The organism is Actinomadura rifamycini DSM 43936 (assembly GCF_000425065.1).
In the GTDB taxonomy this organism is placed as follows: Bacteria; Actinomycetota; Actinomycetes; order Streptosporangiales; family Streptosporangiaceae; genus Spirillospora; species Spirillospora rifamycini.
On sequence record NZ_KE384301.1, the window covers coordinates 374,981 to 392,083 of the forward strand.

At 76.0% G+C, this 17,103-nt stretch carries 15 protein-coding genes and 1 pseudogene; 11 read left to right on the top strand and 5 right to left on the bottom strand.

Annotated elements, in window-relative coordinates; all coding sequences use genetic code 11:
• The first annotated feature begins 100 nt into the window (after positions 1–100).
• The 3 genes from H505_RS47070 to H505_RS0138555 all read left to right on the top strand — a co-directional run bounded on the left by H505_RS47070 (position 101) and on the right by H505_RS0138555 (position 3,592).
• A complete protein-coding gene (locus tag H505_RS47070) occupies positions 101–967 on the top strand; it encodes an SAM-dependent methyltransferase (RefSeq protein ID WP_051301628.1) in 867 nt (288 codons plus the stop codon).
• 152 nt (positions 968–1,119) lie between these two features.
• Complete coding sequence (locus H505_RS0138550) at positions 1,120–2,376, top strand: acyltransferase family protein (protein ID WP_084551311.1); 1,257 nt, start codon at positions 1,120–1,122, stop codon at positions 2,374–2,376.
• A 52-nt stretch (positions 2,377–2,428) separates the two neighbouring features.
• A complete protein-coding gene (locus H505_RS0138555) occupies positions 2,429–3,592 on the top strand; it encodes a PucR-like N-terminal domain-containing protein (protein WP_026406230.1) in 1,164 nt (387 codons plus the stop codon).
• Positions 3,593–3,611: 19 nt separating this feature from the next.
• On the opposite strand, the gene ligA is transcribed toward H505_RS0138555, so the two are convergent.
• The 3 genes and pseudogenes from ligA to H505_RS52895 form a co-directional block, all read right to left on the bottom strand.
• On the bottom strand, positions 3,612–5,726 hold the full coding sequence (gene ligA / locus H505_RS52885) for an NAD-dependent DNA ligase LigA (protein ID WP_026406231.1): 2,115 nt from the start codon (positions 5,724–5,726) through the stop codon (positions 3,612–3,614).
• A gap of 65 nt (positions 5,727–5,791) precedes the next feature.
• Positions 5,792–6,376: a WS/DGAT domain-containing protein gene (locus H505_RS52890; protein WP_425248288.1), complete on the bottom strand. Its 585-nt coding sequence runs from the start codon at positions 6,374–6,376 to the stop codon at positions 5,792–5,794.
• A 301-nt stretch (positions 6,377–6,677) separates the two neighbouring features.
• Positions 6,678–8,072 (bottom strand): annotated as a pseudogene (locus tag H505_RS52895) (phosphatase PAP2 family protein); the annotation flags it as partial.
• Between the two features lie 21 nt (positions 8,073–8,093).
• Between H505_RS52895 and pfkB the strand changes: the two are divergent.
• From pfkB to H505_RS0138600, 8 genes are all read left to right on the top strand, one after another.
• A complete protein-coding gene (pfkB, locus tag H505_RS0138565; protein ID WP_026406232.1) occupies positions 8,094–9,035 on the top strand; it encodes a 1-phosphofructokinase in 942 nt (313 codons plus the stop codon).
• A gap of 52 nt (positions 9,036–9,087) precedes the next feature.
• Positions 9,088–10,395, top strand: a complete 1,308-nt coding sequence (gene mtlA / locus H505_RS47075) for a mannitol-specific PTS transporter subunit IIC (RefSeq protein ID WP_051301629.1) — start codon at positions 9,088–9,090, stop codon at positions 10,393–10,395.
• The gene (locus H505_RS0138575) at positions 10,392–10,694 is read left to right on the top strand and encodes a PTS lactose transporter subunit IIB (RefSeq protein WP_026406233.1); all 303 of its coding nucleotides are present in this window, start codon (positions 10,392–10,394) and stop codon (positions 10,692–10,694) included. Before mtlA ends, H505_RS0138575 begins: the two co-directional genes overlap by 4 nt.
• Positions 10,687–11,193 (top strand): PTS mannitol transporter subunit IIA, encoded by a 507-nt coding sequence (locus tag H505_RS47080; RefSeq protein WP_084551315.1) that lies wholly within the window; start codon positions 10,687–10,689, stop codon positions 11,191–11,193. The genes H505_RS0138575 and H505_RS47080 overlap by 8 nt, the downstream gene beginning before the upstream one ends.
• Positions 11,190–12,230 carry a zinc-dependent dehydrogenase gene (locus H505_RS0138585; protein WP_026406234.1) on the top strand — a complete coding sequence of 347 codons (1,041 nt, stop codon included), beginning with the start codon at positions 11,190–11,192 and terminating at the stop codon, positions 12,228–12,230. Before H505_RS47080 ends, H505_RS0138585 begins: the two co-directional genes overlap by 4 nt.
• Before the next feature lie 18 nt (positions 12,231–12,248).
• Positions 12,249–12,569, top strand: coding sequence for an HPr family phosphocarrier protein (locus H505_RS0138590; RefSeq protein ID WP_026406235.1), 321 nt, complete (start codon positions 12,249–12,251; stop codon positions 12,567–12,569).
• Positions 12,570–12,624: 55 nt separating this feature from the next.
• Complete coding sequence (locus H505_RS0138595) at positions 12,625–13,386, top strand: DeoR/GlpR family DNA-binding transcription regulator (RefSeq protein WP_026406236.1); 762 nt, start codon at positions 12,625–12,627, stop codon at positions 13,384–13,386.
• Between the two features lie 86 nt (positions 13,387–13,472).
• A complete protein-coding gene (locus H505_RS0138600) occupies positions 13,473–14,075 on the top strand; it encodes a TetR/AcrR family transcriptional regulator (protein WP_026406237.1) in 603 nt (200 codons plus the stop codon).
• 14 nt (positions 14,076–14,089) lie between these two features.
• On the opposite strand, the gene H505_RS0138605 is transcribed toward H505_RS0138600, so the two are convergent.
• Both H505_RS0138605 and H505_RS0138610 read right to left on the bottom strand, forming a co-directional pair.
• Positions 14,090–15,739, bottom strand: coding sequence for a long-chain fatty acid--CoA ligase (locus tag H505_RS0138605; protein WP_245592740.1), 1,650 nt, complete (start codon positions 15,737–15,739; stop codon positions 14,090–14,092).
• Entirely contained in the window at positions 15,736–16,752 is a 1,017-nt protein-coding gene (locus H505_RS0138610) for a phosphotransferase family protein (RefSeq protein WP_026406239.1), read from the bottom strand. The genes H505_RS0138605 and H505_RS0138610 overlap by 4 nt, the downstream gene beginning before the upstream one ends.
• Positions 16,753–17,103: the final 351 nt, after the last annotated feature.

Genomic DNA, 17,103 nt, shown 5'->3' on the forward strand with positions numbered 1-17,103 from the left:
TTTCGGTCCACCCGGACTCCGGGCCCCGCGCGACCCGCCCCGGGCGTTCTACCGTCGATGGCAGCCACCGCACTTGCTCCCCAGGGGAAGGCGACAGGTGATGCCAGGGACGGCGACGAGCGGACGGGCCCCCGGCCGGGGCCCCGCGAACGAGCGGGCGCCCGCCGCCGCGCCCGGGACCCCACCGGAGCGCGGGCCGGGCCCCGTCCCCGACCTGCACCGCCCGGGCCTCGCCCGGGTCCAGGACCGCCTGCTCGGCGGCAAGGACAACTACGCCGCCGACCGCGATCTCGCCGACCGGCTGCTGGACGTGCTGCCGGGCGCGGCCGCGGCGGCCCGGGACGGCCGCGCGTTCGTCGCCCGCGCCGTCCGGACGCTCGCCGCGCGCGGCGTCCGGCAGTTCCTCGACCTCGGCTGCGGGCTGCCCACCGACGACAACCTGCACCAGATGGCGGCCCGGTACGTCCACGGCCCCCGCGTCGTGTACGTCGACGCCGACCCGCTGGTCATCGCGCACGCCCGCGCCCGGCTCGCCGCCGACGGCGTCGCGGCGCTGCGGGCGGACCTGCGCGACCCGGCGGCGATCCTGGCCAGCGCGGAGGTGCGCCGGCTGATCGACCCCACCGAGCCGGTCGCGCTCGTGTTCGCGTCCGTCCTGCACTTCCTGGCCGACCCGTACGGGCCCGTCGCCGCGCTGGCCGCGGCGGCCGCGCCGGGCAGCGCGCTGGTCGTCGCGCACGCCACCGGCGACTTCGCGCCCGCCGCGACGGCCGAGGCGGCGCGGCTGTACCGGGACGCGGGCGTCCCGCTGCACCCGCGCGGCGCCGCGGAGGTCGGGCGGCTGCTCGGGCCGTTCGTGCCGCTGGAGCCCGGCGTGGCCCCCGCGGCGGGGTGGCGTCCCGAACGGCCGCGCATCGTGACCGGCCCGCCCCTGCTGTACGGCGCGGTGGGCGTCCTCCCCGGCTGACCGCCGCCCGCCCGCGGGGACGTTCCACCATCGACAGGTCGATCCCGGTATGAACCGGACGGCGACACGCCGCAAGGCGACGACCTGGCGTTCAGCGAACGTTCAGGGGGCGCTGGGCGGAGCACCGGGAAAGGGCACCTAGGGTGGCCGGGATGCCGGCGAACACTCTGACCCCACCGGACACTCGGATCGACGCGCCCGCGGCGAACCGGCCGCGGATGGGCTGGCTGGACGCCCTGCGCGGGATCGCCGCCCTGGTCGTGGTCTTCGAGCACTCGCTCGACGTGCTGCTGCCCGAGGTCCGCGCCACCGCGAGTCCCTGGTTCGACTTCGGACGCTACGGCGTCTTCGTGTTCTTCCTCGTCAGCGGCTACGTGGTGCCGTTCTCGCTGGAGCGGCGCGGCAGCGTCCGCGCGTTCTGGGTCGGGCGGTTCTTCCGCCTGTACCCGGCGTGGGCGGTGTCGGTGGCGCTCGCGCTGGCGCTCGCCGTGGCGGGTTTGGGCTACGGCCTGCCCGCCGCGCTCGGCGACCGTCCGTGGACGGCGGCGCTCGCCCACCTGACGATGTTGCAGGACCTCCTCGGCGTGCCGAACGTCGTGAACGTGTTCTGGACGCTCTCGTACGAGATGATCTTCTACCTGCTGGTGACGGCGATGTTCGTCGCCGGGGTGAAGCGGGCCAGCGCGCGGATCGCGCTCGGGTTCGGGATCGCGGCGGCCCTGCTCGGCGTGGTGCTGCCGTCGCAGCTGCTGGCGGCCCGCTGGCCGGACGGGACGACGCTCGTCGCGGCGGCCGTCCTCGCGGCCGGGCTCGCGGCGCTGTTCGGCGGACCGGCCGTCCGGCGGATCGGGGTCGCCGTGGTGGCGACGCTGGCGCTGACGCTGCTGGTGCTCAACAGCCGCATCGGCGGGGTCGAGAGCCTGTGCATCATCGCGACGATGTTCGCCGGGACCGCCGTCCGCGGGCTGCAGGACGGCCGGCTGCGGGCCTGGCCCGCCGCCGCGATGATCGCGGTGGTGCCGGTGCTGACGCTGCTCGCGGGGCTGCGGCCGCCGCCCACCTGGTCGCAGCACGGGTACCCGGAGTCGCTCGGCCTCGACTGGTCGCTCGCCGTCGCGGCGGCCTGGCTGACGTTCCTCGCGGGCCTCGCCCTGCGGCACCGGACGATGCCGCGGGCGCTCGTGTGGTCGGGCCTGGTCAGCTACTCGATGTACCTGCTGCACCCGCTGGTGGTCCAGGCGGTCTGGTCGGCCGCCGGGGAGGACCCGGGGTCGCTGCCGGTACCGGAGCGGCTCGGCTGGGGCGCGCTGCTGGTCGCGGGCGTCCTCGGGGCGTCCGCGCTGGCGTACCGGTTCGTGGAGAAGCCCGCGCAACGGCTGGGCAAACGGCTGACGCGGCCCCCAGGGTGACAGCGATCACCCGGGACGCCTAAGGTGAGCCCGTCCCCGGAGGGAGGTCTTCGTGGTCGGTCCCCTGCCCGACGAACTGCCCGGCATGCTGCGCCAGCACGTGCAGGAAGCCGTACGGGAGATGGAGCGGGAGATCCGTGAGCAGGTCCCCGAGTACTCCGGCGACGACGGCGAGTACGCCGAGCGGGTCGAGCGCGCGGTCCGCGACGCGGTCGCGTTCTTCGTCGACTCGGTCGACCATCCCGACGCCGACCCCCGCAAGCTCACCGAGCTGTACACGCGCCTCGGCGAGCTCGAGGCCCGGCAGGGCCGCGGCCTGGACGCGCTGCAGACGGCGATGCGGGTGAGCTGCCAGGTCGCGTGCCAGCGGTTCATCATGGACGCCTACCGGCTCGGCTGGTCGCGGGAGACGCTGGGCCGCCTCACCGACTCGCTGTTCATGCTGGTCTCCCGGATCGCCGACGCCGCCGCGCAGGGCTACGCGCGCGAGCAGGGCCAGCTCGCGACCGCGCGGGAGCGGCGCCGCGAACGGCTCCGCGACATGCTGATCCTCGAGCCGCCCCCCGCGCACGAGGCGATCGCCGAGCTGGCGGTCGCGGCGCGCTGGGACCTGCCGAAGAGCATCGGACTGGTCGCGCTCCCGGCGGGCGCGCCCGCCGGGGCCCGGATCCTGCCGCCGTCGGTGCTGGCCGACTGGGACGCGCCCATCCCGTTCCTGGTGGTGCCCGACCCGGACGGCCCCGGGCAGGAGCGGCTGTGGCCCGCCCTGCACCGGCTCGGCACCGCCGCGATCGGCCCGACCGTGCCGGTGGCGCAGGGCGCGGTGTCGCTGCGCTGGGCGCGGCACGCGCTGACGCTGATCGAGCGGGGGATGCTGCCGCGCGGCGAGCCCGTCCGCTGCGCCGAGCACGTGGCGTCGCTGGCGACGCTCGCCGCCGAGGAACTCGTCGGCGCCACCGCGGGCGCCGTCCTCGGGCCGCTGCTGGAGCTGCCCCGCCAGCGGCGGCAGCCGCTGGCGGAGACGCTGCTGACGTACCTGCAGTCCGGCGACAACGCCGTCGTCGCGGCCGAGCGGCTGCACATCCACGAGCAGACCGTCCGGTACCGGCTGCGCCGCATCCACGAACTGACCGGCGGCCGGTTCACCGAGCTCGACGGCCGGCTGGACGTGATGCTGCTGCTGAGCTGGCTCGTCCGGTCCGGCGGCGGCCGCTGACGGTCCGGGGCGGTCCGGGTCAGAGGAAGGCGGCGACGCGGTCGGCGAACTCCTCCGGGGTGACGATCTCGACGCCGAGCTTCTCGGCCTTGGCCCGCTTGGACCCGGCCTTCTCCCCGGCGACGAGCAGCGACGTCTTCGCCGACACCGACGAGGACGCCCGTCCCCCGGCGCGTTCGATGAGCTCGTTGACCTCGTTGCGGGACAGCCCGTCGAGCGGGCCGGACATCGCGCCGGTCGCGACCACCGACAGCCCGGCGAGCGGGAGGTCCGCCGCGCCCTCCGCCGCCCCGGCCGCCGCGTCCGTCCCGTCCGTCCCGTCCTGGGACGGCGCCGCCGCGGGCCGGCCGGTCGCGCCGGGCTCGGTCATGTTCACCCCGGCGGCGACGAGCTTGTCGATCAGCGGCGCGAGCGCGGCGATCTCCTCGACGCAGACCTCGGCCTTGTCCGCGCCGATCCCGTCGACCTCCTGGAACGCCTCGGCGTCCGCCGCGCGGATCGCGTCCATCGTGCCGAAGTGGCGGGCGATGCGCCGGGACAGGGAGCGGCCGGTCTTGCGCACCCCGAGCGCGCAGAAGACCTTGTTCAGCGGCTTCGCCTTCGCGGCCTCGATCGCGGCGAGCAGGTTCGCGGTGCTCGTCTCGCCCATCCGGTCGAGCCCGATGACCTGCTCGCGGGTGAGGGCGAACAGGTCGGCGAAGTCCGCGATGAGCCCGGCCGCGACGAGCTGGTCGATGCGGCTCCCGGCGAGGCCCTCGATGTCCAGGGCGTCGCGGCCGGCGGCGTAGCGGACGGACGCGACGGCGTGGCAGTCGCGGCCGCGCACGCAGCGCCACCGCTGCTGCGACACGTCGATCTCGTCGCCGCAGCGCGGGCAGACCTCGGGGACCTCGATCGGCTTCTCGTCGCCGGTGCGCAGGTGCGCCACCGGCGCCTCCACGCGGGGGATCACGTCCCCCGCCTTGTAGACGGTGACGTGGTCGCCGAGCAGCAGCCCGCGCCGCTCGATGTCGGCGGCGTTGTGCAGGGTGGCGTACTCGATGACCGAGCCGTCCACCTCGACGGGCTCGAGATGGGCGCGGGGCGCGATGACGCCGGTGCGGCCCACGTTCCACTCGACGCCGACCAGGCGGGTGATCTTCTCGACGGCCGGGAGCTTGTAGGCGACCGCCCAGCGCGGCGCGCGCGACGACAGCCCCGCGTCGGCCTGGTCGGCGGCGGCGTCCGCCTTGATCACGATGCCGTCGATGCCGAAGTCGAGGTCCGCGCGCAGCGCCGCGATCTCCCGGACCCGCTCCAGCACCGCCTCCACGCTCGTCGCGGTCGTCCCGGGGACGGGCGTGACGGCGACGGTGCGCGCGCCGAGCCCGGCGACGAACTCCATCACCTCGCTGTGCGGCAGCCCGCGGAGCCGCTCCGCGAGCTCCTCCCCGGTGCCGTCCATCGGCAGCGCGCCGTAGGCGAAGAAGGTCATCTCGACCTGGTAGGCGCGGTCCCGGGCGCGCAGCGACCCGGCGGCGGCGCTGCGCGGGTTGGCGAACGCGGCGCCGCCCGCGCCGGTGCGCGCCGCGTTGGCGGCCTCGAACTGGGCGCGGGTCATCAGCACCTCGCCGCGCAGTTCCACGGTGACCGGCTCGGCGAGCCGCTCCGGCAGCCCCTCGATCATGCCCTTGCCGTGCGAGACGTCCTCGCCCGCGGCCCCGTCGCCCCGCGTCACCAGCCGCGCGAGCCGGCCGTCCTCGTAGCGGGCGGAGATGGCGAGGCCGTCCAGCTTCGGCTCCACGCTCCAGACCTCGACGTCGCGGCCGATCCGGCGGGCGACCCCGGCGGCCCACGACTCGAGGTCGTCGGCGGAGAACACGTTGTCCAGGCTCAGCATGGGGACGGTGTGCGGCACGTCCCCGACCACGGCTCCCCCGGCGACCTTGCCGGTCGGCGAGTCGGGCAGGACGTGCTCGGGGTGCGCGGCCTCGTAGGCGGCGATGCCGCGCACGAGCCGGTCGAACGCGTCGTCGTCCAGCGGCGAGTCGCCGCCGCCGTAGTAGGCGGCGGACGCGGTGACGGCGGTCTGGACGGCGGCGGCGTACGCGGCCTGGTCGCCGATCTCGGTCGTGGGGGCCGGTGTCTCGGTCATGTCCGTATCCTTCCCGGCGGCACCGACATTTCCGGCGTTTCGGGAGGTGGCGGGCCCGGCTCCGCTCAGGTGGGCGTCCTGCGGGGCGGCCCGGCCTCCGGCAGCGCGCCGCTCCCGGCGGCCGGCGCGGCGCCCGGCCCGGCGGTCAGCTCCTCGAAGGCCCGGACGAGCGCTCCCGCGAAGCCGTCCGCCTCGGGCAGCAGGCGCGGATCGGCGGTCACCGCGACGTGCAGCGCGCCGTTCCAGCCGAGCGCCCCCACCGCGAGGGGCACCCCGTCGGCCAGCGGCAGGATCGGGTGGACGTCGCCCAGCGGCACCCCCGCGAGCGACATCGCCGTGTCCGGGCCGGGCATGTTCGACACGATCGCGCCGAAGAACCGCGCACGGTACACGGCGCGGGCGGCGCGCGCGTGCAACCGGGGCGGCAGCGCGCCGAGGAGCCGCAGGACGGCGGTGCTCGCCACCGCCCGCCCGGACGCGCGGCGCCGCTCGGCGGAGCGGTGCACGGCCGCGAGCCGGTCCCGCAGCGGGCGGCGGTCGACCGGCACGTCCAGCCGCAGCGCGGCGGTCAGGTTGCCGGGGACGGCGGTGCGGCCGCGGCCCGGCGGGGCGGGGGCGCGCAGCGTGACCGGCACCGCCGCGCGCAGCACCGGCGGCGCGCCCGCGCGCCGGGTCGCCGCGCCCGGCGAGGACCCCGGCGACGACCTCCCCGACCAGCGCGAGGAGCAGGTCGGTCACCCGCACCCCGGCGGCGCGGGCGGCGGCGCGGACACGGTCCAGCGGGAGGGTCGCGGTGCCGTACCGGCGGCGGGCGCCGAGCGGCCCGGTGATCACGACGGCGGGCGCGGCGCCGTCACGGGCGAGCGCGACGAGCCCCGGGACGACCGCGGCGGCGCGCACCAGCCGTCCGGGGCCGCGCGGGACGTCCGCCTCGGGGAGCGGGGGCTCGAGGATGCCGCGCAGGATGTCGACGACGCCGATCCCGTCGGCGATCGCGTGGTGCATGACGATCACCGCCGCGTCCCGCCCGCCGGGCCCGCCCCGGACGAGGCAGAACCGCCACAGCGGCCGGTCGCGGTCCAGCGGGGTCGCCGCCAGCCGCGCCACGACCTCGTCCAGGGCGCGGCGGCCGTCCCGTTCGGCCGCGGGCGCCTCGACCTCCACGACGTGCAGGTCGAGGTCGACCTCGTCGACCGGCACCCACCGCGGACGGCGCAGGAGCCCGGCCGGGGCGACGCGCTGGGTGAGGCGGGGCAGCCGGGGCAGCCGCTCGGCCAGCAGGGCGCGGACCCGCTCCACCGGCGGGCCGGGCCCGGCGAACTCGGCGACCCCGCCGACGACCTGCGGGACGCCGCCGTCCTCGACGTACAGGAAGAACGCGTCGGGCGCCGCCACGCGCTGCGCGCGCCCGGCGCCGCCGGCGTCCGCCCGGCCGCGGCGGCCGCGCCGCAGCCGGACGCGCAGCCGCTCGGCGGCCGCGGCGGCGGGGACCAGCAGCAGCCCGCCGGGGATGTCGATGACGTAGTGGGCGGCGGTCGCGACGATGACCGCGCTCGTCACCGCCAGGTGCAGGACGCAGAGCCACAGGAACGCGGGCCCGCAGCGGGCGCGGACGGCGGCGGCGCCGATCCACGCGATCCACCCGATGTGCAGGCTCGGCATCGCCGCGTAGGGGTTGGCGCCCGCCGAGACCACGCCCGTCCCCCAGGTGGCGGGCGGATGGTGCAGCGCGATGATGTCGGTGTAGCCGCCGCCGGGCAGCAGGCGCGGCGGGGCGACCGGCCACAGCGCGAAGCACACGACCGCGATCAGCGTCATCCAGATCAGCGTGTTGCGGGCCCACGGGTACGCGGGGCTCCGCCGCCACCACAGGTACCCGAGGAACCCGAAGGTGCCGATGACGTAGGTGGTCGCGTACTCCCAGGCGGCGAGGGCGCCGAGCACCTCGTGCCCCGCCAGGGCGGCGTTGAGGGACAGCTCGACGTCCAGCCCGATCCGGCGCTCGAGGTCGAGCAGGAAGCGGCCGTTCGCGTCGGCGGCCGCGCGGTCCCCGGCGAACGCGTGCGTGGCCAGCACGTACACGGCGAGGACGAGCAGGCCGACGGCGATCTCCCGCGCCGGCGCCGCGCGCCCGTGTCGTGCCACGCCGTCCTCCCCGGCTCGGCCGCCTGCCCCCACACCGCTCATCCTTCCCCGCTCGCGCCGCGAGTCCACGGCCGACCGGCGTCCGGGACGGGCCGCGGCGCATGTGGGTTTTTCTGCGATGAACCACGCCTCCCCCCTTGACTCGGACACAAGTGAGGCATAAATACAAGAGAACAAGCTCAAACAGGAGGAAACCAACATGCTTTCGGGAACGGGCCGCGCATGATCGTCACGCTGACGCTCAACCCGAGCCTCGACCGGACGATCGAGGTGGACGTGCTGACGCGCGGCGCGGTGATCCGGGCCCGTTCGGCGCGCCTCGACCCGGGCGGCAAGGGCGTCAACGTCTCCCGCGCGCTGCTGGCCAACGGCGCCGACTCCACCGCCGTGCTCGCGGTGGGCGGCGCCGACGGCGAGGAGCTGCGGCGGCTGCTGCGGGCCGAGGGGCTCCCCGTCCGCGCGGTCCGGGTCGCCGGGCGCACCCGCTCCAACGTCACCGTCGTCGAGCCGGACGGCGTCGTCACCAAGCTCAACGAGCCGGGCGGACCGCTGTCCCCCGCGGAGCTGGACGAGGTCACCGGCGCCGTCGAGGCCGCGGCGGCGGGCGGGGCCGGCTGGGTGGTCTGCTGCGGGAGCCTGCCGCCGGGCGTCCCCGACACCGCCTACGCCGCGCTGTGCCGCCGGTTCGCGGCGGACGGCGCCCGGGTCGCGGTCGACACCAGCGGGCCCGCGCTGCGCGCGGCGGTCGCCGCCGGCCCCGACCTGGTCAAGCCGAACCTGGAGGAGCTCGCCGAGGCCGTCGGCGGCCCGGTCGGCACGGTCGCCGACGCCGTCGAGGCGGCGGGCGAGCTGCGCGCGCAGGGCGCCCGCGGCGTGCTCGTCAGCCTCGGCGCCGAGGGGGCCGTGCTGGTCGACGACGACGGCGTGCTCAGCGGCGACGCCCCGGTGGCGCGGCCGCGCAGCACGGTCGGCGCCGGCGACGCCCTGCTCGCCGGGTTCCTCGCCGCGGGCGCGCGCGGCGAGCGCGCCCTCGCCGAGGGCCTGGCCTGGGGCGCCGCCGCGGTCCGGCTGCCCGCCAGCCGGATGCCGGGGGCGCGCGACGTCCGCCGCGACATCGTCCGCATCCACCCGCGCCCCGACCTGGCCCGTCCCCTCCTCACCTGACCCCTCCCGGGCCGCCCGGGACCACCCCACCCCCGAACGACAGGAGGCCGCGATGGCCACCGCGTACACCCCCGAGCCCGCGGGCGGCGGGCTCCGCGCGACCGTCCAGCGGTTCGGCGGCAAGCTCGCCGGGATGGTGATGCCCAACATCGGCGCGTTCATCGCCTGGGGCCTGATCACCGCGCTGTTCATCCCGACCGGCTGGCTGCCGAACGAGGACCTGGCCGAGCTCGTCGACCCGATGATCAAGATGCTGCTGCCGGTGCTGATCGGCTACACCGGCGGCCGCATGGTGCACGGGCAGCGCGGCGCCGTGGTGGGCGCCGTCGCCACCGTCGGCATCGCCGTCGGCGCGGAGCAGCCGATGTTCCTCGGCGCGATGATCATCGGCCCGCTCACCGCGTACCTGCTGAAGCTGTTCGACGACCTCGTGCAGGACCGCGTCCGCACCGGCTTCGAGATGCTGGTGGACAACTTCTCCGCCGGGATCATCGGCGCCGCCATGGCGGTCGCCGGGCGCGCCGTGATCGGGCCGGTGATGGGCACCGTGTCCGACTGGGCCGGGGACGCCGTCGGGTGGCTCGTCGAGCACAACCTGCTGCCGCTGACGTCCCTGCTGGTCGAGCCCGCGAAGGTGCTGTTCCTCAACAACGCCGTGAACCACGGCGTGCTCACCCCGCTCGGCATCCAGCAGGCGACCGAGACCGGCAAGTCCGTCCTGTTCATGATCGAGTCGAACCCCGGTCCGGGCATCGGCGTGCTGCTCGCGTACCTGTTCTTCGGCCCGAAGCGGCTGCGCCCGAGCGTCCCCGCCGCCGCGATCATCCAGTTCTTCGGCGGCATCCACGAGATCTACTTCCCGTACATCCTGATGAAGCCGCGGATGATCCTCGCGGCGATCGCGGGCGGCATGACCGGCGTGGCGATCTTCGCGGCGACCGGCGTCGGGCTGGTCGCGTCGCCGTCCCCCGGCAGCATCTTCGCCTACCTGGCGCAGACGCCGCGGGGCGCCGGGAACTGGTTCGGCGTGTACGGCGGCCTGCTCGCCTCCGCCGCCGTCTCGTTCGGGGTCGGCGCCGCCCTGCTCGGCTTCGGGCGGCTGGCCGAGCCGGACGGCGCCGGCGACGGCGGCGACGGGACGGCCGCGAAGGACGGCGAGGACGCGTCCGACGCGCCCGGCACGCGGACCGAGGCCGGCGCGCAGAGCGAGGCCGGCGGGAACGAGGCCGGCGAGGACGCCGCCGGCGGCAAGGCCGACGAGACGAAGGTGGGCGCCGGCGGGCGGGCCGGCGACGAGACCGCCCCCGAGACCGACGCCGCCCCGGTGACCGACCGACCCACCGAAGGGACCCCACGATGAACGGCAAGGACGTCCGCAAGCTCGTGATCGCGTGCGACGCCGGGATGGGCAGCAGCGTCATGCTCGCCGGCCACCTCCGCAAGACGCTGAAGAAGCAGGACGTGACGGTCGAGCACACCCCCGTCGACTCGATCCCCGCCGACGCCGACGTGGTCGTCTGCCACAGCGGCCTCGCCGCGCGGGCCCGGCGGGGCGCCGCCGACGGCACCCCGGTGATCCCGTTCGAGGTCTACCTCGGCGACCCGGCCGTCGACCGGCTCGTCAAGGCGATCAAGGACGGCGGTGAGGTCGGTGGCTGACCCCGCCGCGGGCGCGGCGGCGCGGCTGCTGGACCCGGCCGCGATCCGGTTGCACGAGCGGGCCGCCGGCCGCGACGAGGCCGTCCGGCTGTGCGGGCGGGTGCTCGTGGACGCCGGCGCGGTCGAACCCGGCTACGTCGACGCGATGCTCGAGCGGGAACGCTCGATCTCCACCTTCCTCGGGGAGGGCGTGGCGATCCCGCACGGGACCGCGGCGGGCCGCGACCTGGTCCGCCGCGACGCCCTCGCTGTCGTCCGGTTCCCGGACGGCGTCGACTGGGGCGGCCCGGAGACCACCGTGTGCATCGCGATCGCGGCGCGCGGCGACGGCCACATCGGGATCCTGGCGGAACTCGCCCAGGTCCTGCTCGACCCGGACCGGGCCCGCGCGCTGCGCGAGGCCGCGGCCCCCGAGGACGTCCTGCGCCTGCTCGACCCGGCGGGCGCGGACGGAACGACCGAAGACGACCGACTCGAAGAACAGGAACCGACCGGATGAAGGTAGCCCGTTTCCACGCCCCCGGCGACATCCGCCTGGAGGACGCGCCCGAGCCGGAGCCCGGCCCGGGCGAGCTGAAGATCCGCGTGCGGAACTGCTCCGCCTGCGGGACGGACGTGAAGATCTCCCGGTTCGGGCACCACCACATCGTCCCGCCGCGGGTGATGGGGCACGAGATCGCCGGGGAGGTCGTCGCGGCGGGCCCCGGCGCGGACGGCTGGGCGCCGGGCGACCGCGTCCAGGTCATCGCCGCGATCCCGTGCGGCGACTGCGCCGAGTGCCGGCGCGGCCGGATGACGGTGTGCGCCGCGCAGGAGTCGATGGGCTACCACTACGACGGCGCGTTCGCCCAGTACATGATCGTCCCGGCGAAGGTGCTCGCCGTGAACGGGGTGAACCGCGTCCCGGACGGCGTGTCGTTCGCGGAGGCGTCGGTGGCCGAGCCGCTCGCGTGCGTCCTCAACGGGCAGGAGCTGGCGCGGGTCGGCGAGGGCGACGACGTCGTGGTGTTCGGGTCGGGGCCGGTGGGGTGCCTGCACGTGCGGGTGGCGCGGGCGCGCGGCGCGGCGCGGGTGTTCCTCGTCGAGGTCAACGCCGAGCGGCTGGAGCGGGCGGCGGCGGTGGTCAAGCCGGACGCGGCGATCGACGCGGGCGCGTCCGACGTCGTCACCGAGATCCTGGACCGGACGGGCGGGCGCGGCGCCGACGTCGCGATCACCGCGGCCGCGTCGGGCGCGGCGCAGGAGACGGCGCAGCGGCTGATGGCGCCCGGCGGGCGGGTCAGCCTGTTCGGCGGCCTGCCGAAGGACGCGCCGGTCATCTCCGTCGACGCGAACCGGGTGCACTACCGGGAGCTGAGCCTCGTCGGCGCGAACGGCTCCAGCCCCGCCCACAACGCCCGCGCGCTGGACCTGATCGCCTCCGGGGCGGTCCCGGTCGACGACCTGATCACGCACCGGCTGCCCCTGGACGACCTGCACGAGGCGCTCGACCTCGTCACCCGGGGCGCCGCCATCAAGGTGACCATCGAACCCTGACCGGAAGGAGGGCACGCGATGCCCGAACGGACCGTGGTCCTCGGCTCGGCGCAGGGGCTGCACGCCCGGCCGGCGAAGATCTTCGTGGAGGAGGCGGCGCGGCAGCCCGTCCCGGTGTTCGTCCGGACCGGGGAGCGCGGCCCGGTCCCGGCCGGGGGCCTGCTGGGGGTGCTGTCGCTGGGCGCCGGACCGGGCGCCGAGGTGACCCTGTCGGCGGACGGCGACGGCGCCGACGCCGTCCTGGACGCGCTGGCGGCGCTGCTCGCCCGCGACCTGGACGCCGAACCGGACGCCGAACCGGACGCCGGGCCCGGCCCCGCGGCCGGCGCGGCGCCCTGACCGGGCCGCCGCGGGAACGTCGGGCGGGCCGGGGGCGTCGGGGACAATGGCGGGCATGTACGCCGAGGAACGACAGCAGGCGATCCTTGCCCTGGCCCGCTCGAAGGGGCGGGTGGACGTCGTGGCGCTCGCGGAGGAGTTCTCGGTGACGACCGAGACGATCCGCCGCGACCTGACCGTCCTGGAGCGGGCCGGGACGATCCGGCGGGTGCACGGCGGCGCGATGCCGGTCGAGCGCCTCGGCTTCGAGCCGGAGCTGGCCGCGCGGGACGCGGTGCTGACCGAGGAGAAGCAGCGGATCGCGAAGGCCGCGCTGGCCGAGCTGCCCGCCGAGGGGTCGATCATCGTGGACGCCGGGACGACCACGGCCCGGTTCGTCCAGCTCCTGCCGACCGACCGCGAACTGACCGTGATCGTCAACTCGCCGCCGCACGCGGCCGTGCTCGCCGCCCGCCCCAACCTCACGGTGATCATCCTGGGCGGGCGGGTGCGGCCGCGGACGCTGGCCACGGTGGACGACTGGGTGCTGCGGCCGCTCGCCGACCTGTGGGTGGACGTGGCGTTCATGGCGACGAACGGATGCTCGGTGGAGCGCGGCCTGACCACGTCCGACCAGGCGGAGGCCGCGGTGAAGCGGGCGATGATCGCCTCGTCGCGGCGGCGGGTGCTGCTCGCCGACCGCACCAAGATCGGGCACGATCACCTGGTGCGGTTCGGCGACGTGTCGGACATGGACGTCCTGATCACCGACACCGGGCTGGACACCGACCTCGCCGCCGACCTCGCCGCCGCCGGTCCCGAGATCGTCCGGGCGTGACCGGACCGGCCGGTAGGCTGTCGGCCGGTCTCGGGGCGGTGCGGGAACGGCGCGCCCGCCCGGGGCCGCCGGACGGAGGTGGAGCGGTGGCGCGGGCGTCGGCAGAGCGGGCCCCGGAGGAGGCGTCCGTCCCGGACCGGCTCCTGGCCGAGGCGACCCGGCTGTTCGCCGAGAAGGGGTTCGCCGACGCCTCGGTGCAGGAGATCGTGGCCGCGGCGGGCGTCACCAAGGGCGCGATGTACCACTACTTCGGCTCCAAGGACGACCTGCTCTACGAGATCTACCACCGGCTGCTCGCGCTGCAGATGGGCAGGCTGGAGCGGATCGCCGACGGGCCCGGCACGGCGGCGGAGCGGCTGCGCGCCGCCGCCGTCGACGTCCTGGAGACCTCGTTCCGGCACCTGGACGACTTCACCGTGTTCTTCCAGTCGACGCACCTGCTGCGGCGCGACCGGCGGGAGGCCGTCCGGGCGGAGCGCCGCCGGTACCACGAGCGGTTCCGGGCGCTGGTCGAGGAGGGGCAGCGCGAGGGGTCGTTCCGCGCGCCGCCCCCGGCCGACATCGCCGTGCACTTCTTCTTCGGCACCGTCCACCAGCTCGGCACGTGGTACCGGCCGGGCGGGCGGCTGGAGACGGCGGCGATCAGCGAGCACTACGTCGACCTGTTCCTCAACGGCCTGCGGAGCTGAGGCCGGGGGCCCGCTCAGTCCTTCTCGACGCGCTCCACCTTCAGTTCCGATCCGGCGTGGCGCGCCCGGAGCGGCTTCTTGTCCCACTTCCCGACCGTGGTCTTGGGGATCTCGTCCAGGAACGTCCAGTTCTCGGGGACCTGCCAGCGGGCGACCTTGCCGGCGAGGAACGCGGCGAGTTCGGCGGCGGTCGCGGTTTCGCCGTCCCGCAGGACGACGCAGGCGAGCGGGCGCTCGTCCCAGCGGGGGTCCGGGATCCCGATGACGGCGGCCTCCGCCACCGCCGGGTGCGCCATGAGGTGGTTCTCCAGCTCGACGGACGAGATCCACTCGCCGCCGGACTTGATGACGTCCTTGACCCGGTCGGTGATCTGGTAGAAGCCGCGGTCGTCGATCGTGCCGATGTCGCCGGTGCGCAGCCAGCCGTCGTGGAACTTCTCCGGCGCCGGGTCCCGGTGGTAGGCGCCGGTGATCCACGGGCCGCGGACCTCGATCTCGCCGACGCTCGTCCCGTCCCACGGCAGCTCGTCGCCCGCGTCGCCCACGATCCGCATCTCGACGCCGGCGGCGACGCGGCCCGACTTCATCCGCCAGTCGACGTCCCGCGCGGTGCCGGGCTCGACGCCGGGCGGCGGGAACGCCATGCCGCCGAGCGGGCTGGTCTCGGTCATCCCCCAGCCCTGGATGATCCGCAGGCCGTAGCGCTCCTCGAAGCGCTCCAGCAGGACGCGGGGCGCGGCGGCGCCGCCGGACGTGCCGGACCGCAGCGACGACAGGTCGATCTCGTGCTGCTCGCCGTGCGCGAGGATCGCGTTCCAGATCGTCGGGACGGCCGAGGCGAGCGTGCTGCGCTCGGCCTCGATGAACGCCGTCAGGTGCTCGGCCTGCATGAACGGCCCGGGCATGTGCAGGGTCGCGCCCGACAGGAACGCCCCGTACGGCAGCCCCCACGCGTTGACGTGGAACATCGGGACGATCGCCAGCACCCGGTCGGCCTCGGTGATGCCGACGAGCGACGCCGACTGGACGGCCATCGCGTGCAGGAACGTGGACCGGTGCGAGTACACGACGCCCTTGGGGTCGCCGGTGGTGCCGCTGGTGTAGCACATGGACGCGGCGGCGCGCTCGTCCACGTCGGGCCACGCGAAGCCGGGCTCCTCGGCGGCGAGCAGGTCGCGGTAGCGCAGCACGGGCGCGCCGTTGCCGTTGCGCTCGAGCGGCGCGGCGTCGCCGTCGCCGACCACGACGAACGCCTCCACGGCGGGGAGCCGGTGGACGACGCGGGCCAGCAGCGGGACCAGGCTGTCGTCGACGATCACGACCTGGTCGTCGGCGTGGTTGATGATGTGCGCGAGCTGCTCGGGGAAGAGCCGGATGTTCAGGGTGTGCAGGACGGCGCCCATCGCGGGCACCGCGAAGTACGCCTCGAGGTGCTCCTGGTTGTTCCACTGGAACGTCGCGACCCGGTCGCCGGGGCGCACGCCGAGCCGGGTGAGGGCCGCGGCGAGCCGCTCGGCGTTGGCGGCGACCTCCGCGAAGGTCGCCCGCCGGGGTTCCCCGCCGCCGGTCCACGTCACGCACTCGCTGCGCCCGTAGACCCGGGCCCCGTGCCGCAGGATCGCGGCGACCGACAGAGGGAAGTCCTGCATCGTGCTCTGGATCATTGCTTTTCTCCCAGTTCTTCCAGGGCCTCCAGCCCCGACTTCAGCAGCGGCTCCACGGCGGCGCCGATCGCCTCGAAGCCCTCCCCCACCGTCTGGCCGCGCAGGTACCGGTAGTGGATGCCTTCGGAGATGACCGCGAGCTTGAAGCAGGCGAGCCCGACGTAGAAGCCGAGCGCCGCCAGGTCGCGGCCGCTCCGCTCGGCGTAGCGGGCGGCGACGTCGTCCGGCGACGGGAACCCGGGCGCCCGCATGGCGTCGCCCCGCCCCGGCTCGGGCGCCGGCCGCCGCATGTAGACGAGGAGGAGCGCCAGGTCGGTGAGGGGGTCGCCGAGCGTCGCCATCTCCCAGTCGAGGACCGCGGCGACGCGGTCGTCCGCGTCGACGAGGAGGTTGTCGAGCCGGTAGTCGCCGTGCACGACGGCGGCCGGGGACCGGGCGGGGACGTTCGCCGCCAGCCGGGCGTGCAGGGCGTCGGCGTCCGGGAGGTCGCGGCTGCGGGACGCGTCGAGCTGCTTCTTCCAGCGCCGCACCTGCCGCTCCAGGAAGCCGTCAGGACGGCCGAAGCCGGCGAGTCCCGCCTCGTCCGGATCGACGCGGTGCAGCGCGGCGAGGGTGTCGACCATCCGCTCCCCGACGGCCGCGGTGCGCTCCGGGCCGAGCGGCGCCAGCTCGGCGGCGTCCCGGTACGGGGTGCCCTCGACCTTCTCCATCACGTAGAACGGCGCGCCGATGACGTCGGGGTCCGCGCAGAGGGCGTACGTCTCGGGGACGGGCACGCCGCCGCCCGCGAGCGCGCTCATCACCCGGTGCTCGCGGGACATGTCGTGGGCGGTGGCGAGCACGTGGCCGAGCGGCGGCCGGCGCACGATCCAGCGGGCGGCGCCGTCGGTGACCTCGTAGGTGAGGTTGGAGCGGCCGCCCGCGACGACGCGGGCGCGCAGCGGGCCGGTGACGGCGCCCGGGCGGGCCGCGTCGAAGAAGGCGCGGAACCGGTCGAGGTCGAGGCCGGGCACGTCGGTCCCGAACGCGGCGGGTCCGGGGGCCGCGGGCCCGCGCGCGTCCGGGGCGGGGGCGGCGGAGTCGTCGAGCACCCGCCGAGGACACCATACCGACCGGTCGGTACGCAAGGGTCGGGCCTGATCCGCCGCCGAGACTGTGCCCGGCGACCAAAGGCCGCCCGGGATTTCTGTGGTTCGGGACGTATCGCCCGGGGCGGCCCGGGGCGTTTGATCGGGGCCATGAAGATCGCCGCGCGGGCGGCGGCGGTCACCGCGGCACTGGTGCTCGCGATGACCGCCGCCCACCCCCTGCCCGCCGGGGCGTCACCGGACGCGAGCCCGTCCGCGACCGGCCCGAGCCCCGCC